Below are 26,334 nucleotides of genomic sequence, written 5' to 3'. Positions count from 1 at the left end.
CGCGGTTGGGGTATGGTAAAGGCGAATCAGGTCGCCGTGACCACAGGGATAAGAATGGCCGAGGCCGACATCGCCTATGTCGCCACAGCAGGCGCCGCTGGACTGGCTCTGGCGGTCAGCGCCTGGGCCCTTCGGCTGCGCGCACGGCTGAACTCAACCACGACCGCCGCGACCTATCAGCGTGACGCCGCCTTGGCTGACTTGAGTCGTCATGACAACATGTTGCGCGCCTTCGACGATGTCAGCCTGGCCCTGACGGTGGATGGGCAGGCGAGCGGACCCCCGATAGGTCCCAGCGAACTGATCGACCGCCTGTCCGGCCCGGACGCCGAGACCACCGACGATACGGGCGCCGTCGTCCTCTCCAGACTGAAACAGACCCACGCCGGCCAGATCGAGGCCCTGGTCGAGACCGGAAAAGGCTTCGAGGGCCTGATCGACCTGGATGACGTCGAACCCTGGCGGATCGAGGGACGGGTCGCAGGGGGCGCGGCCTGGCTGCGGCTGTCGCCGGCCTCACGGGTCATGCTGACCGGCGCCGATGCGACCGAGAGCGGTCTGGCCATGCTGGGCGACGCCTCGCCGATCCCGACCTGGGTGGTCGACGGCGCCGGGAAGCTGGCGTGGGCCAACCGAATCTGGCTGCACGAGATCGGAGCAGAAACCGTCGTGCAGGCGCGGGAAATGAGCCTGTCCTTCGACCGGGGCGCCGACGCCCTGGTCGCCGAAGCCGGACGGCTGGGGCTGCGACAGGAAGGTTTCCGCTGGACCACCGGCGGCGGCCATCGCCGCGCCTGGCGGATCATCGCCGAACCCGCAGGCGGCGGCGCGGTCATCGCCTTCGCCATCGAGGTGACCGAGGCGGAGGAGACGCGGGACACCCTGCGCCGCCATGTCGACGCCCATGACGAGACCCTGAACCATCTGGCCGACGCCGTCGCCATCTTCGGCCCGTCCAAGCGGCTGGCCTTCCACAACACGGCCTTCCAGACCCTGTTCGACTTGGATTCGGCCTGGCTGGACGAGCGCCCGACCCATGCCGAACTGCTGGACCGACTGCGCCAGCGCCGCCGCCTGCCCGAGGTCATGGACTATGCCGGCTGGAAGGCGCGCGAGCTGGACTTCTACGGCGCCGCCCAGGCTTCGCCGGACGACAGCTGGTCCCTGCCGGACGGGCGCACGCTGCGGGTCGTGCGCCAGCCCCACCCGCTGGGCGGCATATTGCTGATCTTCTCGGACATCACCGACGAGCTGAACCTGCGCAGCCGGTTCAACGCCCAGATCCAGGTCCAGACCGCGACCCTGGACAAGCTGAACGACGCCGTGGCCGTGTTCGGGTCCGACGGCCGGCTGCGCCTGCACAATGAGGCGTTCGAGGACTTCTGGAACCTGACGGGCGAGCGGATCGCCGCCTCGAACGATTTCGACGCGATAGCCGAGCTGTGCAAGGCCACCCTGCCCGACCCGGCCCTGTGGCTGGGCCTGAAGGCGCGGGTCGCCGATCCGGATCCGGAGAGCCGCATCGCCATCTCGGGCGAAGGGCGGACGGTCGACGGCCGCGTCGCCGCCTGGCAGACCCGCCCCCTACCCGACGGCGCCACCCTGGTCGCCTTCTCGGACGTGACGGCGCGGCGCGGCCTGGAACAGGCCCTGGTCCAGCGCGAACAGGCCCTGGCCGAAAGCCAGGCGCTGAAGCGGGAGTTCGTCGGCAGCGTCTCTTACGAGCTGCGCACGCCGCTGACGACCATCGTCGGCTATTCGGAACTTCTGGAGACCATGGGCGACCTGCCCGAGCGCAGCCGCCAACACGCCGGCGCCATCCGCGTGGCCGCCAGTCAGCTGGCCCGTTCCATCGACGACGTGCTGGACATGGCCCAGATCGACGCGGGCGAGATGGAGCTGTCACTGGGCGACGTCAGCGTCTCCGACCTGCTGGGCCAGGCCGCAGAACGCATAAGGCCCAAGGTCGAGGGCCGAGGCGCCGCTCTGACCGTCCTGTGCGAACCCGGTATGAAACCGATCCGCGCCGACGCCCATCGCGTCGGTCAGGCCCTGAACCATTTGCTGGAAAACGCCGCCCGATCCGTGTCCGAGGGCGGCGCCGTGACGCTTTCGGCGGAAACGGGCAGTTCGGAAATCCGCCTGAGCGTCTCGGACTCGGGCCGCGGCATCCCCTATCACCTGCAAGCCCACGTCTTTGACCGGTTCGTCCGGCGCGAGCGCGGCGGGCCAGGCGTCGGTCTCGCTCTGGTCAAGGCCCTGGTCGAGCTGCACGGCGGCTGGGCCGAGGTCGAAAGCGAGCCCGGAAAGGGCGCCGCCTTCATTCTGCACCTGCCCCTGGGCGTTTCGCCGGCCGCCGCCGCGCCGGAACTTCCGCTTGAAGTCCCGGCTCCTGCGGCAGCCCAGGCGGTCGCCTCCTAAGGCCTATCGCCCTTGGACTGGTCCCGTGCGGGGCCGAATTCAGCGCCGGGATTCCATTCCGGCCATTGGGTCGAGTCGGACAGTTCGCGCCCCACGGCGTAGATCAGAGCGACATCCGCAGCGGCGGCGTCCATGCGCCAGGTCGAATCCCATTCGTCGGTGGGCTGGTGATAGCGGTTCTGGACATAGTCGCGGCTGGCCGCACTGGCGCCCGTAAAACCGGCCGCTGGAAACAGGGCGGGCACGCCCTTCAACGCCAAGGGGAAGTGGTCGGAGCGATAGAAGGCCCCGGCCTGGGGCGCCGGGTCGGCGATCAGGGTCCGACCGGTCGCGGCGGCGTGCCGGGCCAGGACATCGTCCAGCTGGTTCTTGCCCTTGCCGATGACCACGACATTGGGATCGATCTCGGTTCCGGGCAGCAGGCTGTCGACATTGATATTGGCCACCGTCGTCTCCAGCGGCCAGACCGGATTGGCGGCGTAATAGGTCGAACCCAACAGGCCGGCCTCCTCGCCCGACCAGGCGGCGAAGACCACCGAGCGTTTCGGACGCGGACCCTCTGCGAAGGCGTGGGCCAGTTCCAGCAAAGCGGCGACCCCGGTCGCATTGTCCACGGCGGCGTTATAGATCTTGTCGCCCTGGGCGTTGGGGGTGCCGACGCCGTAGCCGTCCCAGTGGGCGCCGTACATCACGGTCTCGTTGGGGCGTTCGGCGCCGGGAATGCGAGCGATGACGTTCTTGGTTTCAACCCGGTCGGCGATCTGACGGAAATCGACGCTCATCGTCAGGCCGGGCAGGACGACGGGGCGGAAGTCGGCGCGGCGGGCGCTGTCCTTTAGCGCAGCGAAGTCGAGCCCGGCGGCGGCGAACAGTTCTTCGGCCTTGGCGCGCTGGATCCAGCCCTGGAAGGGCGCGCGTTCGGCGTTGGGGTCGGCGCGGACGATGTCGAACTTGGGCGCGGCCGATGAGTTCTGAAGCACCGACCAGCCGTAGCCGGCGCCCGCCGTCTCATGCACCACCAGCACGCCTGCCGCGCCGCGACGACCCGCCTCCAGGAACTTGTAAGTCCAGCGGCCATAGAAGGTCATGGCCTTGTCGTCGAACTTGCCCGCGACCGGTTCGCCCGCTGCGGCTTCAAAATCGGGGTCGTTGACCAGGACGACGATGACCTTGCCGCGCACGTCCACGTCCTTGAAGTCATCCCACTGACGCTCGGGCGCGGTAGCCCCATAGCCGACGAAGACCACGGGCGCGTCGGTCACGGTGATGCGGTCTGTGGGCCGGTCGCTGGACACCAGGACGTCCGGGCCGCGCTCGAGGGCGATGGTCTGGCCGCCGACATGGGCGGCCACGGTCGCGGGACCGTCCTGACGAGTCCGCGACAGATGGGCGACCTGGACGAAGGCGCCGTCCGGCCCGCCGCCCTCTGCGCCGGCGGCGCGGAACTGTTCGACCAGCCAGGCGACCGTCTTTTCCTCGCCCGGCGAGGCGGGGGCCCGCCCCTCGAATTCGTCCGACGCCAGAACGCGCACGGCCTCATTCATTCGCGCGGCGTCGATGTCAGGCGTCTGCTGCGCGGTCGCGGGGGAACTGGCGATGATCAGGGCGAGGGCGGAAACAGCGGGCAGGGCGTGGCGCATCGGGGGAAGAGCTCCATAACAGCGGGGGAGGCCAACCCTGCCCCCGTCAGTCCCGGCTGTCGAGCCAAGCCATAAGGCCGCGCGCCGCGACGACGCCGGACGCGAAACTGGCCTGAAGCAGATAGCCGCCGGTCGGGGCCTCCCAATCCAGCATCTCGCCGGCGACGAAGACGCCCGGCCGGGCGGTCAGCATCAACCGTTCATCGACGCCCTCCAGAGCGACGCCTCCCGCCGATGAAATGGCGCGTTCCAGCCCCTGAACCCCCGTCAATGTCAGGTTCAGCACCTTGATCCGCTCGGCCAGGGCGCGGGGCTGGACCGGCAGAGTTCCGGCCTCGTGCAACAGGGCGATGGCGACCGGCTCAAGCCCGGCGGCCTTGCGCAGATGGTTCGACAGACTGGCCTTGCCGCGCGGCTTCGACAGTCGATCCGTCAGCTTGCCGATGGCGACATCGGGTCGCAGATCAATATGGATATCCGCGCGTCCGCCCGTCTCGATGGTCGTCCGCAACCGGGCCGACAGGGCGTAGACGGCGCCGCCCTCGATGCCATACCGGGCGACCATCGCCTCGCCGCGCACCGTCTTGTCACCATGGGTCACGGCGACGCCCTTCAACGGTTGACCGGCGAACCGATCCCGGAACCGGGGCGACCAATCCAGGTCAAAGCCGACATTGGCGGGACGGAAGGGGGCGACGGCGATCCCGGCGGTCTCGAGCCAGGGCTTCCAGGCGCCGTCCGACCCCAGACGCGGCCAGCTGGCGCCGCCCAGAGCCAGGACCACCGCATCCGGTCGTTCCGACCGTTCGCCGTCCGGCGTCTCGAACACCAGGGCCCCGTCACGCCAGCCGGTCCAACGCGACCGGGTGCGGATCTCGACGCCCAGACCGTCCAACCGCGCCAGCCAGGCCCGCAGCAGGGGCGAGGCCTTCATCGTGCGCGGAAACACCCGCCCGCTGGACCCCACAAAGGTCGGCTGCCCCAGACCCTCGACCCAGGCCGTCAGCTCGGCGGGGGTGAAGGCGTCGATCCAGCGCGAGACCGGCGTCTGCGTGGGACCATAGCGGGTCACAAACCGATCCAGCGGCTCGGAATGGGTCAGGTTCAGCCCCCCGCGCCCGGCCATCAGGAACTTGCGGGCCACGGACGGCATCCGGTCGTGAACCACGACGGCGAGGCCGGCCTGGGCCAGACGTTCGGCCGCCATCAAGCCGGCGGGGCCGGCGCCGATCACATGGATCTGGCGAACAGATTGTTTCATCGGCCCGCTTTGCCCGGTTGCGGCGACGCTGGCTATAGGGACGTGGGTCGCTATGTTCCGCCTATGAGCGTCGCATTCACCCGAGAAGAAGATCTGGAAGCCACGGCCGCCGACCTGGCGGACCGCCCGATCTCACCCCATCCCAATCTGGTCACGCCTGAAGGCCTGGCCCTGATCGAGGCGGAACTGGCCGCCGCCCGCGCCGCCTATACCGCCGCCCAGGTGAAGGGGTCGATCGAGAGCGACCGCACCGCCATGGCGCGCGCGACGCGGGATCTGCGCTACTGGTCCGCCCGCCGCGCCTCGGCCCAGCTGATGGAGCCGACGCAGGACGACGGCGGGGTGAGGTTCGGCGGCTGGGTCTCCATCGAACGCGAGGACGGGCGCGTCCAGACCTGGCGGATCGTCGGCGAGGACGAGGCGGACCCGGCCAAGGGCTCGGTCAGCCATGTCTCGCCTCTGGCCCGCGCTCTATTGGGGAAACGCGTCGGGGACGAAGCCGTGGTGGCCGGTCAGTCGGTGGAGGTCACCGCCGTCGGGTGAGGCCTCAGTGGGACTTTTCGTCCGGCTCGCCCAGTATCTCCCGCATCATCTCCAGGATCAGCTTCTGGTTCCGGACCGGCAGACGAGGCGCAAGTCGGGCGATCTCGACACTCTGTTTCGTCGGCCTGTGCTCATGATCGAAACCGGGCGTCTCCTCTTCCCCCAGTCCGGGCTGAGCGTCCCTGAAACCCTGGAAGAAGAACGGGATCTCGACCTTCATGAACTCGGCCATCTCGAACAGTTTCGAAGCCGAGACGCGGTTCGTGCCCTTTTCGTATTTCTGAACCTGTTGGAAGCTGACGCCGACGGCGCGGGCCAGGGCGCTCTGGGTCAGGCCCAGGTCGAGGCGTTTTTCCTGAACACGGCGGCCGACGTGGCGATCGACGGCGTGCGGCTGTTCGGTCTTGTCTCGCGCCATGCCTTGTCCGTCCCAAATCAACGTTCGATTCGGGGAACCCTAGATCGTGCGATCAACGGCCACAAGCCGACGAGCCCGGCCGCCAGAAGGCCGGCCAGAAACAGCCAGTCGCCCAGTCGGCCGTAGGGCGTGACGTCGGTCGGGCGCGGCAGCGGCGCGTCGATCACCCCCATGACGCCGGGGTCCAGCCGTTCCCCGTCCACGATCCGGCCCCAGGGGTCGATCATGGCTGAAATCCCTGTCGGCGTGGCGCGGGCGATAGGCAGACCGGTCTCGATGGCGCGATAGGAGGCCAGGTTCAGATGCTGGCGCGGCCCCGAGGTGGCGCCGAACCAGGCGTCGTTGGAGGCGTTGACGATCCAGTCCGGGCGGCCTGCTGAGCCGGGCGTGAAGCCGGGATAGAGGCTTTCGTAGCAGATCAGGATCTGAGCGGGCGGCGCGCCTGGAATCTGGATCGGCGCCGGGGTCGGTCCTGCCGAAAAGTCGCTGGGCATATGCACCAGACTGCGCAGACCCACGGCGGTCATGATCGACCCCAGCGGCAGATATTCGCCGAACGGCACCAGCCGATGCTTGTCATAGATGGCGGCGATCCGCAGGCCCGGTCCCCCCTCGTCGGCCAGGGCGAACAGGCTGTTGTAATAGCGGGCGCCGTCGGGGGCCGTCAGATCCGCCTCGCCGCGCGCCAGACCCATCAGCAGGGTTTGGCCAGGACGCAGAGCCCCCGCGATGGCCATCGCATCCGTCGAGGCGAAGACGTCATTGGCCGAGGCCGGCAGGGCGCCTTCCGGCCAGACCACGACGTCGGGCGTCTTCGCGCCCGGCTGCCCGGTCAGGGCGACGTAGCGGTTCACGATGGAGCGATAGGCCTCGGGCGACCATTTGGTCTCCTGTTTCACATCGGCCTGAACCAGGCGAACCACCGTATCGGTGAACTGCAAATCGGCCTGGGCCAGACGTACGGCGCCGAAGACGCCGACGGCGGTCAGGGCCAGAACACCCAGTCCCGCCGAGATCAGGCGACTCCGCGCCGCGCCCGGCCCGATCAGGGGCGCCAGGGCGGCGGTCGCTGCGACCGTGACCAGGCTCAACCCATAGACCCCGACCACCGAAGCGAACTGCGACATGCCGCCGCCTGCCCGCCAGGTCGCACCGGCCGGGTTCCAGGGAAGGCCGGTCAACACGTGGCCGCGCAGCCATTCAGCGGCGCAGAACAGGGCGGCGAACAACAGAACCCGGACCACGCCTATGGGGGCGAACCGGCGATAGAGGGCGCAGGCCGCGCCCCAGAACAGGCCGATCCCGGCGGGCAGCAGGCTGGCGGCGAAGGGCGCCATCCAGGCCTGCTCCGGATTGACGAAGAAGGCCTCCGCCACCCACCAGCAGCCGATGAAGAAATAGGCGAACCCCGCCAGCCAGCCCATCCAGAAGGCCCCGCGCGTCGTGTCCGACCGTTCGGACAGGATCATCAGCAGCGGATAACCCAGCAGACCCGCCAGAAGCCCGAACGGCGGATGGGCGAAGGCTGTCCCCGCCCCCGCCAACAGCGCCAAGCCTATCCGGATCCACCGCCAGGTCAGGGCCCTTCGCTTGTCCGGAAGCGCGCGAATGCGGGCGGCGAAACGGTCAAGCGCGGCGTCGGGAAACATAGGGGTCAGTCCTGCCCATCTACGGAGGAGTCGGCGGCGTAGGGGTCTGCGACGCCGATCTGGGCCAGGATTTCGCGCTCCTCGGCCTCCATCTCTTCGGCCTCGGCGTCGTCTTCGTGGTCGCGCCCCAGGAGGTGCAGCACGCCGTGGACGACCAGATGACTCAGATGATCGGCCAGGGTCTTGCCCTGCGCCTCAGCCTCGGCCGCGCAGACGCCGTAGGCCAGGACGATGTCGCCCAGATGCGGCGCAGCGCTCTCGGGCGCCGGGAAAGACAGGACATTGGTCGGCTTGTCCTTGTCGCGAAACCGGGCGTTCAGGTCGCGCACCGCTGCGTCATCGGTCAGCAGAATGACGACATCGCCCTCGACGGCGCCCAGGGCCGCCTTCGCTGCGGTCTCCACCACGGCTTCGGCGTCCGACAATGCGGCGGTCCAGGCCTCCGCCTCGACTTCGATCTCGATCATTCGCTGTCTTCGAGGTCCGGGGCCGGGCGGCCTTTTGCGGCGTCGGCGTCATAGGCGCGCACGATCCGCTCGACCATGGCGTGACGCACCACATCCGAGGCTTCGAACTTCAGGATGCCGACGCCCTTGACCCCGTCCAGAATCCGCAGCGCATGGGCCAGGCCGGAATCGCGCGGGTTCAGCAGGTCGATCTGCGACGGGTCGCCGGTCACCACCATGCGCGCGCCCTCGCCCAACCGGGTCAGGACCATCTTCATCTGCAGCCGCGAGGTGTTCTGCGCCTCATCGACGATGACGAAGGCGTGGCTGAGAGTGCGGCCGCGCATGAAGGCGATGGGCGCCGCCTCGATCTCGCCCTTGTCCCGGCGACGCTGCACGTCCTCGGCGCCCAGGATGTCGTTCAGCGCCTCCCAGATCGGGGCCAGATAGGGATCGACCTTTTCGTTCAGGTCGCCCGGCAGGAAGCCCAGTTTCTCGCCCGCCTCGACCGCCGGCCGGGTGATGACCAGCCGGTCCACCTGGCCGCGCCGCAGCAGGGAGGCGCCGTAAGCCGCCGCCAGGAAGGTCTTGCCGGTGCCGGCCGGACCGACGCCGAAGCTGAGTTCGCAGCGGCCCAACATGTCCAGATAGGCGGCCTGGGCCTTGGTCTTGGGCACGATGGCGCCGCGCTTGCCCCCCGGAAGCGACACGCCCGCCGCCGCCATGCCCGGCGTGCCCTTGCCGCCACGCGCCTGGCCCAGGGCCGCACGGACATCGGCCTCTGTGACCTCCGCCCCCAGAGCCGCACGCTTGGCCAGGTCCTCGATCACCTGGCGGGCGTCCGAGCGATCGCGGGTGCCGCCATTGACCGAAACCCCGCCGCCCGGCGCCTCGACCAGCACCTTGAAGGCGTCCTCGATCAGGGCGACGTGACGGCTATTGGGTCCGATCACCGCACGCAGTTCAGCGTCATTCAGGGGAACGAACTCGGAGTCTCTCGCCACTAGGCCGCCTTTTCTTTCTTCGCCGCCCCTGCGGAGGCGAGCCGACCGGTCAGACTGTTCTGCTGGCCGGCGATGATCTCGACCGGAACGATCTGGCCGATCAGATGATCCGCGTCATCGACATGGACCGACTGAAGATATGGGGATCGACCGACCGCTTGGCGACGGTGGCCGTGTCGGCCCGGCTTGTCGAACAGCACATTCAGGGTGCGCCCCGCCTGGGCGAGGTTGAAGGCGGTCTGTTGTTCGGTCAGCAGGTCGATCAGACGGTGCAGCCGTTCCTTGGCCACCTCCAGCTCGACCTGTCTGCCCATGCCGGCGGCGGGAGTGCCGGGCCGGGGCGAATACATGAAGGCGAAGGCCCCCGCGTAGTTCACACGCCGCACCAGATCCAGCGTGTCCTCGAACTCCTTGTCCGTCTCGCCGGGGAAGCCGACGATGAAGTCGCCGGCCATGGCGATGTCGGGCCGGGCCTCGCGGATGCGGGCGATCAGGTCGAGGTATTTCTCTCGCCCATGCTTCCTGTTCATCAACCGCAGGATCCGGTCCGACCCCGCCTGAACCGGCAGGTGCAGATAGGGCATCAGGGCGTCCAGATCGCCGTGGGCCGCGATCAGGTCGTCCGACATGTCGTTGGGGTGGCTGGTCGTATAGCGGATCCGGTCCAGTCCGGGGATTTCGGCCAGGGCGTAGGCCAGCTCGACCAGGCTGGACTTGCGGCCATCCGGCCGCTCGCCGTCATAGGCGTTGACGTTCTGGCCCAGCAGGGTGACTTCGCGCACGCCGCGCCCGGCTAAGGCCCGCGCCTCTTCCAGCACCGAGGCCAGGGGACGCGACCATTCGGCGCCGCGCGTATAGGGCACCACGCAGAAGGTGCAGAACTTGTCGCAGCCTTCCTGCACCGTCAGGAAGGCGGTCGGGCCTTCGGTAAAGCGGGCGGCCGGCAGAGCGTCGAACTTGTCGTCGGGGGCGAAGTCGGCGCCGATCCGTTCGCCCCGCGCCCGCGCCGTGCGGGTCAGAAGTTCGGGCAGCTGGTGATAGGCCTGGGGGCCGACGACGATATCGACCGCCGGCTGGCGTTTCATGATCTCCTCGCCCTCGGCCTGGGCGACGCAGCCGGCGACGGCGATGGTCATGTCGCCGCCCGCCTCGCGCTTGATGTCGCGAAGCTCGCGCATCTTGCCCAGTTCGGAATAGATCTTCTCCGCCGCCTTCTCGCGGATGTGGCAGGTGTTCAGGATGACGAAATCCGCCGCCTTGACGTCGTCCGTGACGGCATAGCCCAGCGGGCGCAGGACATCGGCCATGCGCTCGCTGTCATAGACATTCATCTGGCAGCCGTAGGTCTTGATGAACAGGCGCTTGGACGGCGTGTCCAGCGTCGCCTCGGCTTGCGGAACCAGGGTCTCGGTCATGCCGGGCTTATGATCGCCCGCATCGACGGCGACAAGACCGAGGTCAGCCTGCATCCACGTCTGCGGGCGCGACCCGGGCGGCGTGGCGCTTGAAGATCAGGCCTTCGCGCTTGGACGGTTCGGCGCCTTCGATCGCCACCCCGTACAGTTCCAGCTTGTGGCCGATCAGTTCGAAGCCCAGGCGTTCGGCGATCTCGGTCTTCAGCTTCTCGATCTCGGCGTCGAAGAACTCGATGACCTCGCCGGTCTTGGTGTCGATCAGGTGATCGTGGTGATCGTCGCCCGCTTCTTCGTAGCGGCTGCGCCCGTCGCCGAAATCATGCTTCTCGACCACGCCCGCCTCTTCGAACAGGCGCACGGTGCGATAGACGGTGGCGATCGAGATGTGCGGATCGATCGAGGAAGCGCGGCGATACAGCTCCTCCACATCGGGGTGATCTTCCGCCGAGGACAGCACGCGGGCGATCACCCGACGCTGTTCAGTCATACGCATGCCGCGGTCGGCGCAGAGTTTTTCGATCCGGTCCATAGACCTAGAATAGGGGTTTGGATCGCTTCAGGGAAGCGGCGCCTTGTCGGGATTATTCCGGAGGTCCAGACCCAGCACCAAAGCATCGGTCCGGCGGCCGTCTGAAGCCGCATAATAGGCCTTGCGCCGACCGATCTGGCGAAAGCCCGCGCGGTCATAAAGGGCGCGGGCCGCCGTATTGTCTTCCGCCACTTCCAGAAACAAACGCGCGGCGCCGGCTGCGGCTGCAGTCAAAGCCCCCTGCCCCGTCAGACGCCCGCCCAATCCAACGCGTCTCGCCTCGGGCCGGACCGCTAGGGTCAGGATTTCAGCCTCGTCCAGCACGACGCGGACCAGGATGAAGCCGTCGGGCTCCACCACGGCGAAGACGCCCGTCTGGTTCAGCAGATCCGCGAACTCCGCCTCGCTCCACGGCGCGGCGAAGGCCTGGGCGTGAAGCCGCGCCAGAAGGTCGGGATCGGCGGCGCTCATGGGGCGGGCTGACGCGGCTGGCCCGGCAGGCGGCTGGGCGGGGTGGCGTCTGGCGCGCGCAGATACAGGGGGCGGGGCGGATGACGCTCTGGATCGGCCGCGCGGACCAGGCGGGCCAGAGCTTCGGGCGTCGGCGCGACACGAGCGTCCATGGATGCGAAGCCCAGATCAGGAAAGGCCTCGACCAGCACGGCGGCGCCGTTGCCGACCAGACGAACGCCGTCGCCCTGAGCGGCGATTCTCCGCGCCGCCTCGTCCAGCGTCAAGGCTTCGTCAGGACCGACAGCTCCGCCCTGGCTGAACAGTTTGGCGTAGACCTGTCCGCGGCGCGCGTCGATCAGCGCGGCGACCGGGGCTTCAGTTCGTTCGAGCGAGGCCGCCAGCCCATCCAGCGTCGATACGCCCACGACTGGACGACCCAGGGCCGCGCCCAGCCCCTGAGCGAAGGCCAACCCGACACGCAACCCCGTGAAAGAGCCGGGTCCGACCGTCACGCCGATCCGGTCCAGGTCTTCAAACGCCCCTCCGGCTTCCGCCATGGCGTCCCGCGCCAGACCCCCCAGCCGCTCCTGATGGCCCTTGGTCATGGGTTCGAACCGGACAGCCAGGGGCCGGTCGTCCTCGAACACCGCAGCCGTGCAGGCGCCGAGCGCCGTATCGATCACCAGAAGTCTCATGCCCCGCCTTCTAGGCGGCTCTTGCCAGAACCTCCACCAGTCGTGTCAGGGCGCGCCGAACCGCCCGGTCCTCAATGCGGGAAAAACCGCTGGCCATGGCCCGACCCTCGGGCGTTTCGGCAAGCGACCGGATCAGGGACAGTTCCACGTTCTGGACGTCCTCGGGCCGTTCCGGGAAGAAGGCCTCGACCGGAAGTCCCAACGCCAAAGCCAGATGGTGCAGACGCGCCGCCGAAATCCGGTTCTGGCCCCCTTCGTACTTCTGCACCTGCTGGCAGCTGACGCCGACCAGTTCGCCCAGAGCGGTCTGGGAAAGGCCCAAGGCCGTACGTCGTGAGGCGATCCGTGCGCCAACCTCGACGTCGAGAGGTTCGACCGCGCGGGCCGTTTTACGAGAGGGGGGCGTCCTGTCCATAAGGGGAGAATGGCACAACCTTTGCGGGCATACAACCTTTTCGTTTCATGGCTCATGGCGGGCGATGACGGCGGACAGGCGCGACACGTCCCGCCGGTCGATGACCTCCCGGCGATCCAGTGCGCCGGCGCCCCGGACATGGATCAAGTTTGCGTCGGACCTTTCGAACAGGCGGACACGCACGGCGCCGCCCGTCATCTCAATGACGCAGCCCTGCCCCGGACGCGGGGATAAGCCCGGCTGGTATTCAAGAACGACGCCCGGTTCAGCCCAGGGCGACAGGGCGTCGTCGCAAACCTCCAGTCGCTTCGACCTAGTCGACCCTTCGAAATCGCGCCCCCGGCTCTCCACACCCGTTGTCAATGAAGCGGGCTCCGGCGCAGGGCCGCCCAGGATCAGGGCCAGAGCCTCGGGCGTCGAATCCAGGGCGCCGGTCAGACGCCGCTGCACATCGGGACGGAACAGACCTGGTCTGCGGCCGGACTCATAGAGGCCCCATCCCTGGCTGGTCATGTCCAGCCGCGCGCCGGCCTCGGCCTGGGACAGACCACGCTCGCGGCGCAACGCAGCAAGCGCCTCGCCCAGGCGAAGGACTTCAGGATCAGGAACGAAGCGCGGCATGTCGCCCCCAAGATGGCGCACCGACGCACGTGTGGCGAGAACGAAAAACGCCTCAGGCGATCAGACGGTCTGCTCGACCCGCGTCACTTCCGGCACATAGTGGCGCATCATCTGCTCGACGCCCGCCTTCAGGGTCGCCGAAGACGAAGGACAGCCGGAGCAGGCGCCGCGCATCCGCAGGCTCAACACCCCGGTCGCTTCGTCGAAGCTATCGAACAGGATGTCCCCGCCGTCCTGGGCCACGGCCGGGCGGATGCGGCTGTCCAGCAGGGCCTTGATCTCGGCGACGATCTCGCTGTCGTCTTCGGCATGGCCCTCGGCTTCGGCCCCTTCGCGGGTCAGGGGGCGGCCGGAGACGAAATGATCCATGATGACGCCCAGGATCGGCGCCTTCATCTCGGACCAGTCCGGTCCGCGCTCATTGCGGGTCACCGAAACATAGTCGGCGCCGAAGAAGACGCCGTCGACGCCTTCGAGTTCGAACAGGGCCTCGGCCAGAGGCGAGGCTTCGGCCTCGTCTATGGTGCGATAATCCAGCACCTTGAGCGGCGAGACATCGCGGCCCGGCAGGAATTTCAGCACGTTCGGATTGGGCGTGGGTTCGGTCTGGATGAACATGGGCGTGAGATGCGCATGCCGCCGTCGGGTTGCAAGCCTTATCGGCGTCGCAGTCCGCCCAGCACGCCCCGCAGCAGTTCGCGGGTGAGGGTCGATCCGGCCGTGCGCAACACCGACTTGGTCAAGGCCTCCATCGGGGTCTGCCGATTGGAGGCGCGAGCCCGGGGAGCCGGCGCAGGTCGGCCCCTTACCTTCGCCGCCTTTTCGTCGGCTTTGGCCTGAGCTTCGGCCTGATCCGAAGCGGCATGGCGCGCCGCGAGAATTTCCTCGGCCGACTCGCGGTTCAGCACCTAGTCGTAGAGACCGCGCACCGGGCTGGCCGCAATAACGGCCGCGCGTTCGGCCTCGGTCGCCGGCCCCAGTCGCGAGGCCGGCGGCCGGATCTTCGTGCGGGCGACGACCGTCGGGGCGCCCTTCTCGTCCAGCACCGAAACCAGGGCCTCGCCCACGCCCAGGGCCTGAATGGCCTCGGCGGTGTCGAAGTCGGGATTGGCGCGGAAGCTCTGGGCCGCAGCCCTCAGGCCCTTCTGCTCGGACGGCGTATAGGCGCGCAGCGCGTGCTGGATGCGATTGCCCAGCTGGGCCAGGACGCTGTCAGGGATATCGGCGGGGTTCTGGGTGACGAAATAGACGCCGACCCCTTTGGACCGGATCAGCCGCACCACCTGTTCGACCTTCTCCAGCAGGGCGCGGGGCGCGTCGTTGAACAGCAGGTGGGCCTCATCGAAGAAGAAGACCAGGCGCGGCTTCTCCGGGTCGCCCACCTCCGGCAGCTGTTCGAACAGTTCCGACAGCAGCCAGAGCAGGAAGGCCGCGTACAGGCGCGGACTGTTCATCAGCCGGGTCGAATCCAGCACATTGACCTGGCCCCGCCCGTCCAAACCGGTGCGGATCATGTCCTCCAGCTTCAGGGCCGGTTCGCCGAAGAAGGCCGATCCGCCCTGCTGTTCCAGCTGAAGCAGGGCGCGCTGGATAGCGGCGATCGAGGCGGGGGCGACATTGCCGACCTCGCGACCGATCCGCTCGGCGTTCTCGCCGACATAGGCCAGCAGGCTGCGCAGGTCGTCGAGGTCCAGTAGCAGCAGTCGCTCCTTGTCCGCGATATGGAAGACCACCGTCATCACGCCTTCCTGAACCTCGTTCAGGTCCAGCATCCGGGCCATCAGCACGGGGCCGATCTCGGACACGGTCGTGCGGATCGGATGCCCCTTCTGGCCATACAGATCCCAGAACACCGTCGGCGCAGCGCGCGGCGCCAGGGTCAGGCCCATTTCGGCGGCGCGGGCGAGCAGTTTCTCGTTCGGGGCGCCGACCTGCGAAATGCCCGACAGGTCGCCCTTCACATCGGCGCAGAAGACCGGCGTGCCGGCGTCCGAAAACCCCTGGGCCATGATCTGCAGGGTCACGGTCTTGCCGGTTCCGGTGGCGCCGGCGATCACGCCGTGGCGGTTCGCCCGGTGAAACAGCAGGGTCTCGGGCCGGGCCGCGTCAGACTGGCCCGCGTCAGACTGGCCGAGGAAGAGACCGGAGGGAGCGTCTGACATCGGTAGGTCTCCAAAGGGGTGACGAAGGTCTAGCGCAGACCCTCGCGCGCCGGAACCGTCGCTGTTCGCGCTTGTTGACGCCGGTCGGCGCTCCGCCGACAAGGATCGCCATGAAAAGTCCCATCACCATGCAGCCGTCGGCCGTATCGCGGAACGCCGCAGCCCTGATCGCGACGGTGGCCGCCGGCGCGGCCATATACTGGCTTCGGGACATACTGACGCCGCTGGCCATGGCCCTGTTCCTGCTGATCATGATCGACGGGGTGAAGCGGTCGGTGGCCGCGCGGACGCCGCTGAACGACCGTTGGGCCGGGGTCGCCGCCCTGATCCTGGTCGTGCTTTCCTTCTTCGCCTCCATCGCCATCATCGTGAACGGCGCGGCCGGCTTCTTCGGCGAGGCCTCGGGCGTGTCGCAGAATATCGGGCCCCGCATCGATCAGATCCTCCGCGACGTCTATGGCATGGTGCGGCTGGACAATCCGCCGACGGCCCAGGAGCTGATCAACGGCGTCGATTTTCGCGGCTATGTCGCGTCGATCGCCATGCAGGCCCAGGGCATCGCCTCCGGCGCATTCTTCGTCATGGTCTATCTGGGCTTTCTGCTGGCGTCGCAGATCGGCTTCCGGCGCAAGATCGTCGCCATGTTCCCCCAAAAGGCCCAGCGCGACGAGGCGGTCGCGGTGTTCGAACGGGTTCGCGGCGGGGTCGAGGGCTATATCTGGGTCCAGACCGTCACCGGGGCCATGATCTGTCTGGCGGCGTGGATCCTGATGCGGGCCGTGGGACTTCAGAACGCCGAGTTCTGGACCTTCGTCATCTTCATCGTCGGTTTCATCCCCGTACTGGGCGGGGCGGTGGCGGGACTGGCGCCCCCCCTGTTCGCCCTGGTGCAATTCCCCAGCTATTGGCCGGCCCTGATCCTGCTGGTCGGACTTCAGACCATTCTCTTCATCGTCGGCAATCTGGTTCAGCCGCGCATGCAGGGCGACAACCAGAACATCGATCCGGTCGTGGTCCTGTTGGCCCTGGCCTTCTGGGGCAAGCTGTGGGGCGTGGTGGGCATGTTCCTGTCGACCCCTCTGGCCGTCATGGCCATGGCGATCCTGGCCGAGTTCCAGGGCTCGCGCTGGATGGCGATCCTGCTGTCCGGCGACGGCGCCCCCTATGCCGACGAAGGCCGGCAGAGGGACAAGGCCCGAAGCGCCGCCTCAACGAAGAAGGCCGCCGAAACAAAGACCTGAGCCCTGCGGCGCCGCGTCGCGCCAAAAGCCGCGCTTGCGTCCCTTGAACCCGGCGAAAGGCTTCCCATTTTCCATCTCGACGCTGCGGGACAATCCCCTCCGAACCGCAGCGAAGCGAGACCGACGCACCCTCCCCTCCCCTCGCGTCGGATTCGCGCAGGCCGCCGAGTTCCCCCGCTCGGCGGCCTTCTCGTTTTTGCAACGCAAAAGTCTTCCAACCTGAACACCGTTCAGGAGACTCTTCGGTCTTCAGGGGCTTCACGAGCGATCAGACCTGGCCTAGTCAGCGATGTGACGCGCAGTCGCGCGTCCCGCCCCAGCGGCCAAGGCCGCGTTGCCGAGACCATTGTCCATGACCGCCCTCGATCCGCGCCTCGCCCCGGTTCAGCCGATCTCCCCGGCCGCCCTGGAAGCCTCCTTCGCGCGGATTATGGGGACGTCCCCCGGCAAGACCGAACAATCCTTCCTGGCCCAGGCCCACGAGGACTACGCCGCCGACGAGACGCCCGAGCTGGACGGCGAGGACCTGGCGGCCCTGTTGGCCGCCTCGTGGCGTGCGGCCAAGGATTACCCCGCCGGGTCCGCGCCCCTGATCACCGTCGGCCCGCTGGCGGGCGCCGACGGTCAGGCCCTGGACTATGATCTGGTCCGTATCGTCCAGACGGACGCCCCCTTCCTGGTGGACAGCGTCATGGGCGCCCTGGCCGAGGCAGGGGTTTCGGTGCGCGCCCTGTTCCACCCGGTGGTGGAGCTGGACGGTCGTCGCCTGTCGGTGATCATGCTGGTCATCGACGGCGCCCCGCAGGAACGCCGCGACGCCATGGGCGAAGGCCTGGCCGAATGCCTGGCCGACGTCCACGCCGCCGTCGCCGACCATGAGACCATGACCGGCCTGATGCGCCAGGCCCTGCTGCGACTTCAAGAGACCCCGCCGAAGGTCGATCCGGCGGTCCTGGCCGAGAACATCGCCTTCCTGAAATGGCTGAAGAGCGACCATTTCGTCTTCCTGGGCGCCCGCGACTACAACTATCCCCTCGACGCCAAGGGGGACTATGAGGCCGAGGCCCCGCTGAGCCAGTCGAGCGCCGGCCTGGGCATTCTGGCCGATCCCGAGCGCACCGTGCTGCGCCGCGCCTCCGAACCGGCCGTGCTGACGCGCCAGATGCGCCGCCAGCTGGACCTGAGCGAACCCGTCACCGTCGCCAAGGCCAACGCCCGCTCGCGGGTCCACCGCCGCGCCTACATGGACTATGTCGGGGTCAAACGTTACGGGCCGGACGGCAAGGCGACGGGCGAGACCCGGTTCGTGGGCCTGTTCACCTCGGACGCCTATGACCAGCTGGCGACCGAGACCCCGCTGATCCGACGCAAGGTGGCCAATGTCCTGACGCGCGCCGACAAGGCGCCGGGCAGCCACAACGAGAAGCGGCTGCGCAACATCCTCGAGAATTACCCGCGCGACGAGCTGTTCCAGATCAGCGAGGACGAGTTGCTGTCCATCGCCCTGGGCATTCTCCACCTCTACGACCGTCCGCGCATCCGCCTGTTCTCGCGCCAGGATCCGTTCGACCGGTTCGTTTCGGTCCTGTGCTTCATCCCGCGCGAGAAGTTCGATGCGGCGGTGCGCGAGCGGATCGGCCAGATCGTCGCCCGCGCCTGGGGCGGCCGGATCTCGGCCTGGTATCCGCAACTGTCGGACGCGCCCCTGGTGCGGGTCCATTTCATCATCGGCGTGACGCCGGGCGATCACCCGGTCCCGGACGCGGCCCAGCTGGAACACGACGTGGCCGAGGCCGGACGCGGTTGGGTCGATAGGTTCGAGACTGCCCTGCGTCGAGCCGATGTGGCCGATATCGAGGTCGGGCCGCTGAGCACCCGCTGGGCCCGCGCCTTCGGCGCCGCCTATCGCGACCGCTATGACGCCGACGAGGCCGCGATCGATCTGAGGGAGATGAACCGGCTGAACGCGACCGGAGAGGTCGGGGCCGGGGAATCTGTGGCGGTCCGCGCCTTCCGCAATGCCGAGGACAACCGGCTGCAATTCCGGTTCAAACTCTATCGTCGCGGCCCGTCTGTGCCCCTGTCCGACGTTCTGCCGATCATGGCCGACATGGGGCTGAAGACCCTGGAGGAATACGGCTACCCAATTCGGCCGATGGGCGAGGAGGAGATCCACGTCCACGAGTTCCTGATGGAGGATCCACGCGGCGAAGAACTGGTCTTCGCCGATGTGAAGGGCCCGTTCGAACGCGCCTTCGCCGCCGTATGGAACGGGCGCACCGAGAGCGACGGCTTCAATCGCCTGGTCATCGAGCTGGGCATCGAATGGCGCGAGGCCGCCCTGATCCGCGCCCTGGCCCGCTATCGCCAGCAGACCGGGCTGGATCCGTCACAGGCGGTGCAGGAAGAGGCCCTGACGGAATATCCCGACGTGTCCCGGGCCCTGCTGTCGCTGTTCAAGGCGAAGTTCGACCCGATCGACGGCGCAGTGGAGAGCCGCGAGGGTGCGGTCACAGCGCTGACCGCCAAGATCAACGCCCTGTTGCAGGACGTGAAGAGCCTGGACCACGACAAGGCGCTGCGCCGCATCGCCGCCCTGGTCGGGTCGATCAAGCGCACCAACTACTTCCAGCTGGACCTCGACGGCCTGCCCAAGCCGCACATCTCGATCAAGATCGCGTCGCGCGAGCTCGAAGACCTGCCGCTGCCCAAGCCCTATCGCGAGATCTTCGTCTGGGCGCCCCATGTCGAGGGGGTTCACCTGCGCTTCGGCCCCGTGGCGCGGGGCGGCCTGCGCTGGTCGGATCGTCGCGACGACTTCCGCACCGAGGTGCTGGGCCTGGTCAAGGCGCAGCAGGTCAAGAATGCGGTCATCGTGCCGGTCGGCTCGAAGGGCGGCTTCTATCCCAAGCAACTGCCCCGCACGACGGACCGCGAGGCCATTCAGGGCGAGGCCATCCGCGCCTATCGCACCTTCCTGTCCGGCCTGCTGGACATCACCGACAACATCGCCGGCGACGGGTCGGTGACGCGTCCGGCCCATGTGGTCGCCTGGGAGCAGGACGATCCCTATCTGGTCGTCGCCGCCGACAAGGGCACGGCGACCTTCTCGGACATCGCCAACGGAGTCTCGGCCGCCTACGGCTTCTGGCTGGGCGACGCCTTCGCCAGCGGCGGGTCGATCGGCTACGACCACAAGGCCATGGGCATCACGGCGCGCGGCGCCTGGGAGGCGGTCAAGCGCCACTTCCGCGAGATCGGTCCGCGCGACAAGGTCTGGGACATCCAGACCGAGCCCTTCACCATGGTCGGCGTCGGCGACATGTCGGGCGACGTCTTCGGCAATGGCGCGCTTCTGTCCAAGGCCACCAAGCTGATCGCCGCCTTCGACCACCGCGACATCTTCATCGACCCGACGCCCGATCCGGCGAAGAGCTGGGTCGAGCGCAAGCGACTGTTCGACCTGCCGCGGTCGTCTTGGCAGGACTATGACAAGGGGCTGATCTCTGCGGGCGGCGGCGTCTTCTCGCGGTCGGCCAAGTCGATCCAGCTGACGCCCCAGATCAAGGCCGCGCTGGACATCGCCGATGACGAACTGGATCCGGTCAGCCTGATCCGCGCCATCCTGAAGGCGCCGGCGGACCTGCTGTATCTCGGCGGGATCGGCACCTATGTGAAGTCGGCGGCCGAGACGGACGCCCAGGTCGGCGACAAGGGCACCGACGCCCTGCGGATCAACGCCGACGAACTGCGGGTCAAGGTTGTGGGGGAAGGGGCCAATCTGGGCTTCACCCAGGCGGGACGGATCGTCTTCGCCCAAGGCGGCGGCCGGATGAACACCGACGCCATCGACAACTCGGCCGGGGTCGACACCTCGGACCACGAGGTCAACATCAAGATCCTGGTCGGGTCGGCCGTGACCAACGGCGTCCTGCCGGTCGAGGAACGGACCCCGCTGCTGGCGTCCATGACCGACGAAGTCGGGCTGAAGGTGCTGGCCCACAACTATGACCAGACCCTGGCCCTGACCCTGCAGCAGGCCGAAGGGCCTAGGGCGCTGGACGCCCAGCAGCGGTTCATGCAGGCCCTGTCGGCGCGCGGCAAGCTGGACCGCAAGGTCGAGGGCCTGCCCAACGACGCCCGGGTCAAGGAGATGATGGTCGCCGGCGTTCCGCTGGCGCGGCCCGAGCTGGCGGTGCTGACCGCCTACGCCAAGCTGGAGCTGTCGGAGGAGATCGTCGCCTCCCAGGCGCCGGAGGACCCCTTCTTCGAACAGGTCCTGGTCCGCTACTTCCCGGAGGCCCTGGCGCGGTTCGAGCCGCAAATGAAGAGCCACAGGCTGCGGCGCGAGATCATCGCCACCGTCATGGCCAACGAGGTCGTCAACATGTGCGGCCCGACCTTCCCGGACCGGCTGCGCGGCTCGGCCGAATGCGACACCACGGCCCTGATCATCGCCTTCGAGGCGGCGCGGCGCGTCTTCCGCCTGGACGAGGCCTGGGACGCGGTCTCGGCCCTGGACCGGTCGATCTCGGCCGAGGCTCAGATCGACCTGTATCGCGAGATCGCCGTGGTTCTGCGTCGCCAGACCTTCTGGCTGGCGCGCCGGGCCAAGGCCGGGGTGTCGGTCCAGGCGCTGATCGATCGTTACCGGCCCATCGCCGACGCCCTTCAGGCCGAGGGGGCGCCCGTGCTGTCGCGCTTCGAACAGGGGCGTCTGGAGCGCCGGGTCGAGACCTTCGCCCAACACGGCGCGCCGCAAGACCTGACGCGTCGCATCGGCATCATGCGGCCGCTGGTGGCGGCCTCCGACATCGGCGATCTGGCCCAGGAGACCGGCTGGCCGGTGGCCGCCATGGCGCGGCTGTATCACCAGGTCGGCGCCGCCTTCGACTTCGACCGGCTGCGCGCAGCGGCGGGCTCGATCCCGTCGGCGGACCATTTCGACCGGCTGGCCGTGCGCCGTCTGATCGAGGACCTGATGAACGAGCAGGCGACCCTGACGCGGGCCGTGGCCCGGACGTCGGATCCGTCGGTCGGGGTCAGCGAGGATGCGGCCGAGGGCGCCGTCGACGCCTGGATCGGATCGAAACAGGCGGCGGTCGAGGGCGTGCGCGCCTCGGTCGACGAGATCGAACAGTCGGGCTCGGGCTGGACCTTCGCCAAGCTGACCATCGCCAATGCGACGATCCGCGATCTGGCCACGGCCGTGGTCCAGGCTTGACGGCGGTCGCCTGGCACGGCCTCTTCGGTCGATAAGAAGAGCGGGGAGGCCGGTATGCCGAGGAAGTTCCTGGTCGTCGTGGACGACAGCCCCGAGTTCGAGGCCGCGCTGCGGTTCGCCTGTCGGCGCGCCCGCTCAACCGGGGGGCGGGTGGTGATGCTGCGCGTCATGCCCTCCAACAGCGACGCCCACTGGTCGGGCGTGCGCGAGGAGATCGAGCGTCAGCAGCGCGAGGAGGCCGAAGCCCTGCTGAACCGGCTGGGCGAGGAGGCGACGGAGCGATCCGGCGCCGCGCCGATCTTCCTGATAGAGAAGGGCGAAGCCCAGGCCGCGATCAAGAAGGCGGTCGGCGACGATCCCGACATCAAGATCCTGGTCCTGGCCGCCGGAAACGGCTCGCGCGGGCCGGGGCCGCTGGTCTCGGCCATCATCAAACAGGGGGCCCAGCTCGGCGGGCGCAAACTGCCGGTCACCATCGTGCCCGGCGAACTGACCGAGGCCGAGATCGAGGATCTGGCCTAGAGGCTGAAGTCGGAGCCCGAGCAGACGGGGGTCCGAGCCGTGGAAATAGACTCATTCCACCCAATAAAAATGGAGTTTATTTTCGTCTATTCTGGCGCGTGACCCCGTGCGGCGTAGCGATGTCAAAGACCCGGCGACATCCTACACCCGCCCGGACCGGCGCTGAGATGAAGACGAATCCCCCAAGTCAGACGATTGAAATCGCAGGCTTATTTTCTCAAAATTAGGCGCGCTGGACGGCTGCGCGTGCGCTCAGGCCCTCTCCCGGCGGGAGAGGATCTTGCATGGTCACCCCTTGGGGACCAGCCGCCACATGTGGAGAGGGTGGCGCACGGTTCCGGCCTCGGCGCCGGCGGCGTCGCCTCGTCCCATGTAAAGGTCGGCGCGGACCGGGCCCCGGATCGCCGATCCCGTGTCCAGCGCCATGGCCAGACCCCGATAGGAGGCCGTGGCGCCGCGCAGGTTCCCGCCGTCGGCCTCCAGCCAGACCAGTTCGCCATAGCGCCAGTGAGACGGGTCGACCGCAATGGCGCGGCGCTCGGTCAGGGGGATGCCCGCCGCGCCGGGCGGATGGCCGTTATCGTCCGGATCGAGGCGGAAGAAGATGTAGCGGGGATTGAGGGCCATCACCGCCTGGGCCTGATCGCCCCGGTGATCGGCCAGCCAGGCGCGAATAGCGTCGCCGGACGTGCCGTTTTCCGGCAGCAGGCCCTGACGCGCCATCGGCCGAGCGATGCCGACGAAGGTCTTGCCGTTGTCGGCGGCGTAGGCGGCGCGGCCGCGCGCGCCATCCTCGAACGTCAGATAGCCGGAACCCTGGATCTGCAGAAAGAACAGGTCCTCGGCCCGCATCCAGGCCAGGGCCTGGTCGGGGCGGGCGTTGGCTTCGATGGTCGCCCGGTCGCCGGCGCCGCGCGGATCGGCGGGCTTGGGCAGGACGGGAGCCGAAAACTCGGCGTCCGGGACGCGGCGGGCCGGATATTCGGGCGCGAAATAGGAGGTCAGCAGGCCCGGCGACCCGTCGGGGGTGCGGGCGGGCACGGCGCTGAAGTTCGCCTCGAAGAAGGCCCGGGCGGCGGTCGGCGAGAAGGCGGGGCCTGCGGACAGGGCCCGGGCGCGGGCGCAGACCGTTCGACCGGCCATATCCCGCGCTGCGCTGCAGCCCTCGACATAGGCGACGAAGGCGGCGAGGTGATCCTCCTCGTTCCAGCCCGGTAGAACAGCGGGGCTGACGGCGTCGGACGGCGTAGGCCGGGGGGGAGGCGCGTCCGGCGTGGGCGAGGGAATATAGGGTTTAGGCTCTGTCGTTCCGGGCGTTACCGGCGGCGTCGGAGCGGTCGGGGTCATGGGACCGGTCGAACAGGCGGCGGCCGCCAGGACCGACGCAAGCGTCGGCGCCCAGCGCAAGACCCGCCTGGGCGCCGTCTTCCTGGCCGCCGACATCAGGCGTTGGCCGGCTCGACGCGGGCCAGGACCCAGTTGGGGTCTGCGGCCCCGAGGGTGCGTTCGAAGGTCCAGTGTTCGGCGGTGCGACGTTCCTCGACCAAGGGCTCGCCCGTGACGGAATCGGCGGTTTCGCCCGAGGCCTTGGTCACGCGGCTGCGCAGTTCGGCCAGAAAGCGGACCTTGGCCACGGCCTTGTCGCCCTGAACGGTGGCGCCTTCCAGATCGGCGCGGGGCGGGAAGAGGAATTCGACCGTCTCGGTCTCGCCGCGCGTCTCGCGCGCCGCAATGCCGGCGTCGAAGGAGGCCATGACATTGGGCGTCAAAAGAGGCTTCAGAGCCGCGCGGTCGCCCGACGCATAGCCACGGACGATGGTCTCATAGGCCTGACGCGCGCCTTCGACGAACCGATTGGGATCAAAGGCCGGATCGCGGGCCTTCAGCCCGGCGATGGAGGCGAGGGTCGCAGCGTCAAGCGCCGGGGTCTTGGAGGCCTCGGGCGTAGCGGTCTGCGCCGCAGGCAGGGTCTTGGCGTCCTCCTGCGGCTGACGGCCGACCTTCTTGCCCAGCACATTATAGAGCTGGAACAGGACGAACGCCGCTATGACGGCGAAGACCACGATCTGGAACTGGACCGGAAAGGTGGGCAAGGGGGACTTCCTGACTGTCGGCGCGCAAGCGAGAAGGCGCCACGGAGACGATTAGGGTCTCATATAGGAGGACGCAAGGCGGCGCGCGCCCCCTGTCGAGCGAGCGACGTTGCGGCCAAGCGTCTCGGCGTGGTAGTCGCGGCGCCTTATTCCCGGCCCAATCGGCCTTTTTCCGTAATCGAAGACGCCCATGACCGACGCCGCTCCGCCCGCCGACACCAACGCCCCGAACGGGACCCAGCCCCAGCAGGGCCAGCCCGCCGGTCCCGGCTTCCGCATCCTGGCGCAATATGTCCGCGACTTTTCGTTCGAGAATCCACGCGCGCCGGAATCCCTGCGTATCGACGGCAAGCCGGCCATCGATCTGGGCGTTGAAATGTCGGCCCAGGGCCGTCCGGACGGCCTGTTCGAACTGGACCTGAAGCTGTCGATCAAGGCCAGCCACGAAAACCAGGCGGTCTTCCACGTCGAGCTGGTCTATGGCGGCCTGTTCCAGCTGGCCAATGTCCAGGAGCAGGACATCGAGCCCCTGCTGCTGATCGAATGCCCGCGCTATCTGTTCCCGTTCGCCCGCGAGATCATCGCGCGCGCCACGGCGGACGGCGGCTTCTATCCGCCCTTCATGCTGGACCCGATCGACTTCGCCGCCATCTATATCGCGCGCCAGCAACAGATCGCCCAGCAGCCGGTCGAAACGGGCCAGGCGTAAATTTCTCCCTCCCCTTCATGGGGAGGGACGATCGCGTAGCGATCAGGGTGGGGCCCGAAGGGGCGCGAGCGAGGTTCTGGCTGCCCCACCCCGGCTGCGCTTCGCTTCGCCGCCCCTCCCCATGAAGGGGAGGGAGAATAGATCTAAGCCGCTTCTTCCTCGGCCTTGACCCCATAGGCGTCCCACAGGGACCGGTCTTTCAGGACCTCGGCCAGGAAGGCGACATGAGCCGCCTGTTCGTCCGGCGTCGAGCGCATCGCCAGCGGACGGGGGCGGGCGCCATAGGCGGCGGCCTGGATCACGCCGGACGCATCCCGGCCCGCGACCGGGGCCGACGACAGGTCCAGCACCCGCTCCTTGCCGCCGCGAAGCTCCAGATAGACCTCGGCCAGCAGACGGGCGTCGATCAGGGCGCCGTGCAGGGTGCGTTCGACCAGCGACACCTTGAACCGCTTGCACAGGGCGTCCAGCGAGTTGGGCATGCCGGGAAACCGGGTCTGGGCCAGTTTCAGCGTATCGATCCAGCGCGCCTCGCCGGTGATCGGCCGACCGCACAGCTTGTATTCGAAGTCGATGAAGTTGCGGTCGAAGGCGGCGTTGTGGGCGATCATCTGCGCGTCGCCGATGAACTCGATCAGATCGTCGGCGATCTCGTGGAATTTGGGGGCGTCCTTGACCTTGTCGTCAGTGATGCCGTGGACCCGGATCGCGTCGGGCGGGATCAGGCGTTCGGGATTGACGAAGCGGTGAAAGGTCCGACCGGTCGGGAGCAGGTCCAGCAGTTCGATACAGCCGACCTCGATCAGCCGGTCGCCCGTCTTAGGGTCGAAGCCGGTGGTCTCGGTGTCCAGAACGATCTCGCGCGCCATTGGC

At 68.2% G+C, this 26,334-nt stretch carries 22 protein-coding genes and 1 pseudogene; 6 read left to right on the top strand and 17 right to left on the bottom strand.

Annotated features, from left to right (window positions below):
- Positions 1 to 54: 54 nt before the first annotated feature.
- Positions 55 to 2,421, top strand: coding sequence for a sensor histidine kinase (locus ACW177_RS01710; protein ID WP_492026942.1), 2,367 nt, complete (start codon positions 55 to 57; stop codon positions 2,419 to 2,421).
- Here the strand turns inward: ACW177_RS01710 and ACW177_RS01705 are convergent.
- Positions 2,418 to 4,061: a M28 family metallopeptidase gene (locus tag ACW177_RS01705; protein ID WP_492026941.1), complete on the bottom strand. Its 1,644-nt coding sequence runs from the start codon at positions 4,059 to 4,061 to the stop codon at positions 2,418 to 2,420. The two genes, ACW177_RS01710 and ACW177_RS01705, sit on opposite strands and share 4 nt — an antisense overlap.
- Before the next feature lie 46 nt (positions 4,062 to 4,107).
- Positions 4,108 to 5,322: a TIGR03862 family flavoprotein gene (locus tag ACW177_RS01700; RefSeq protein ID WP_492026940.1), complete on the bottom strand. Its 1,215-nt coding sequence runs from the start codon at positions 5,320 to 5,322 to the stop codon at positions 4,108 to 4,110.
- A 63-nt stretch (positions 5,323 to 5,385) separates the two neighbouring features.
- On the opposite strand from ACW177_RS01700, the gene greA reads away from it, so the two are divergent.
- Positions 5,386 to 5,865: a transcription elongation factor GreA gene (greA, locus tag ACW177_RS01695; protein WP_492026939.1), complete on the top strand. Its 480-nt coding sequence runs from the start codon at positions 5,386 to 5,388 to the stop codon at positions 5,863 to 5,865.
- A 4-nt stretch (positions 5,866 to 5,869) separates the two neighbouring features.
- Here greA and ACW177_RS01690 read toward each other — a convergent pair whose 3' ends face one another.
- The 12 genes and pseudogenes from ACW177_RS01690 to ACW177_RS01635 form a co-directional block, all read right to left on the bottom strand.
- Positions 5,870 to 6,283, bottom strand: a complete 414-nt coding sequence (locus ACW177_RS01690; protein ID WP_492026938.1) for a helix-turn-helix domain-containing protein — start codon at positions 6,281 to 6,283, stop codon at positions 5,870 to 5,872.
- 17 nt (positions 6,284 to 6,300) lie between these two features.
- The gene (lnt, locus tag ACW177_RS01685; RefSeq protein WP_492026937.1) at positions 6,301 to 7,932 is read right to left on the bottom strand and encodes an apolipoprotein N-acyltransferase; all 1,632 of its coding nucleotides are present in this window, start codon (positions 7,930 to 7,932) and stop codon (positions 6,301 to 6,303) included.
- 5 nt (positions 7,933 to 7,937) lie between these two features.
- The gene (gene ybeY / locus ACW177_RS01680; protein WP_492026936.1) at positions 7,938 to 8,399 is read right to left on the bottom strand and encodes an rRNA maturation RNase YbeY; all 462 of its coding nucleotides are present in this window, start codon (positions 8,397 to 8,399) and stop codon (positions 7,938 to 7,940) included.
- Positions 8,396 to 9,382: a PhoH family protein gene (locus tag ACW177_RS01675; protein ID WP_492026935.1), complete on the bottom strand. Its 987-nt coding sequence runs from the start codon at positions 9,380 to 9,382 to the stop codon at positions 8,396 to 8,398. Before ACW177_RS01675 ends, ybeY begins: the two co-directional genes overlap by 4 nt.
- Positions 9,382 to 10,797 carry a tRNA (N6-isopentenyl adenosine(37)-C2)-methylthiotransferase MiaB gene (gene miaB / locus ACW177_RS01670; protein WP_492028053.1) on the bottom strand — a complete coding sequence of 472 codons (1,416 nt, stop codon included), beginning with the start codon at positions 10,795 to 10,797 and terminating at the stop codon, positions 9,382 to 9,384. Before miaB ends, ACW177_RS01675 begins: the two co-directional genes overlap by 1 nt.
- A gap of 43 nt (positions 10,798 to 10,840) precedes the next feature.
- Complete coding sequence (locus ACW177_RS01665) at positions 10,841 to 11,326, bottom strand: Fur family transcriptional regulator (protein ID WP_492026934.1); 486 nt, start codon at positions 11,324 to 11,326, stop codon at positions 10,841 to 10,843.
- Positions 11,327 to 11,353: 27 nt separating this feature from the next.
- Positions 11,354 to 11,797, bottom strand: coding sequence for a ribosomal protein S18-alanine N-acetyltransferase (gene rimI / locus ACW177_RS01660; protein ID WP_492026933.1), 444 nt, complete (start codon positions 11,795 to 11,797; stop codon positions 11,354 to 11,356).
- On the bottom strand, positions 11,794 to 12,474 hold the full coding sequence (tsaB, locus tag ACW177_RS01655) for a tRNA (adenosine(37)-N6)-threonylcarbamoyltransferase complex dimerization subunit type 1 TsaB (RefSeq protein WP_492026932.1): 681 nt from the start codon (positions 12,472 to 12,474) through the stop codon (positions 11,794 to 11,796). The genes rimI and tsaB overlap by 4 nt, the downstream gene beginning before the upstream one ends.
- A 10-nt stretch (positions 12,475 to 12,484) precedes the next feature.
- A complete protein-coding gene (locus ACW177_RS01650; RefSeq protein WP_492026931.1) occupies positions 12,485 to 12,796 on the bottom strand; it encodes a helix-turn-helix domain-containing protein in 312 nt (103 codons plus the stop codon).
- Between the two features lie 138 nt (positions 12,797 to 12,934).
- A complete protein-coding gene (locus ACW177_RS01645) occupies positions 12,935 to 13,510 on the bottom strand; it encodes a helix-turn-helix domain-containing protein (RefSeq protein ID WP_492026930.1) in 576 nt (191 codons plus the stop codon).
- Positions 13,511 to 13,570: 60 nt separating this feature from the next.
- Positions 13,571 to 14,128 carry a NifU family protein gene (locus ACW177_RS01640; RefSeq protein ID WP_492026929.1) on the bottom strand — a complete coding sequence of 186 codons (558 nt, stop codon included), beginning with the start codon at positions 14,126 to 14,128 and terminating at the stop codon, positions 13,571 to 13,573.
- Positions 14,129 to 14,166: 38 nt separating this feature from the next.
- A pseudogene (locus ACW177_RS01635) lies at positions 14,167 to 15,672 on the bottom strand (helicase HerA-like domain-containing protein).
- 110 nt (positions 15,673 to 15,782) lie between these two features.
- Between ACW177_RS01635 and ACW177_RS01630 the strand changes: the two are divergent.
- The 3 genes from ACW177_RS01630 to ACW177_RS01620 all read left to right on the top strand — a co-directional run bounded on the left by ACW177_RS01630 (position 15,783) and on the right by ACW177_RS01620 (position 22,659).
- Positions 15,783 to 16,913, top strand: a complete 1,131-nt coding sequence (locus ACW177_RS01630) for an AI-2E family transporter (protein WP_492026928.1) — start codon at positions 15,783 to 15,785, stop codon at positions 16,911 to 16,913.
- Positions 16,914 to 17,265: 352 nt separating this feature from the next.
- Positions 17,266 to 22,137, top strand: coding sequence for an NAD-glutamate dehydrogenase (locus tag ACW177_RS01625; RefSeq protein WP_492026927.1), 4,872 nt, complete (start codon positions 17,266 to 17,268; stop codon positions 22,135 to 22,137).
- A 54-nt stretch (positions 22,138 to 22,191) separates the two neighbouring features.
- Positions 22,192 to 22,659, top strand: a complete 468-nt coding sequence (locus ACW177_RS01620) for a universal stress protein (protein ID WP_492026926.1) — start codon at positions 22,192 to 22,194, stop codon at positions 22,657 to 22,659.
- Positions 22,660 to 22,947: 288 nt separating this feature from the next.
- Here the strand turns inward: ACW177_RS01620 and ACW177_RS01615 are convergent, their stop codons facing one another.
- Positions 22,948 to 24,006: an MltA domain-containing protein gene (locus ACW177_RS01615; protein WP_492026925.1), complete on the bottom strand. Its 1,059-nt coding sequence runs from the start codon at positions 24,004 to 24,006 to the stop codon at positions 22,948 to 22,950.
- Between the two features lie 95 nt (positions 24,007 to 24,101).
- The gene (gene timA / locus ACW177_RS01610; protein ID WP_492026924.1) at positions 24,102 to 24,752 is read right to left on the bottom strand and encodes a TIM44-related membrane protein TimA; all 651 of its coding nucleotides are present in this window, start codon (positions 24,750 to 24,752) and stop codon (positions 24,102 to 24,104) included.
- A 190-nt stretch (positions 24,753 to 24,942) separates the two neighbouring features.
- On the opposite strand from timA, the gene secB reads away from it, so the two are divergent.
- Positions 24,943 to 25,461, top strand: a complete 519-nt coding sequence (secB, locus tag ACW177_RS01605; RefSeq protein WP_492026923.1) for a protein-export chaperone SecB — start codon at positions 24,943 to 24,945, stop codon at positions 25,459 to 25,461.
- A gap of 143 nt (positions 25,462 to 25,604) precedes the next feature.
- Here the strand turns inward: secB and dnaQ are convergent, their stop codons facing one another.
- The gene (gene dnaQ / locus ACW177_RS01600) at positions 25,605 to 26,330 is read right to left on the bottom strand and encodes a DNA polymerase III subunit epsilon (RefSeq protein WP_492026922.1); all 726 of its coding nucleotides are present in this window, start codon (positions 26,328 to 26,330) and stop codon (positions 25,605 to 25,607) included.
- Between the last annotated feature and the right edge of the window lie 4 nt (positions 26,331 to 26,334).

Source organism: Brevundimonas sp. AVps23W (genome assembly GCF_058681395.1).
Note: the sequence above shows the minus strand (reverse complement) of the source record. Positions and strands in the feature narration are given on the sequence as shown.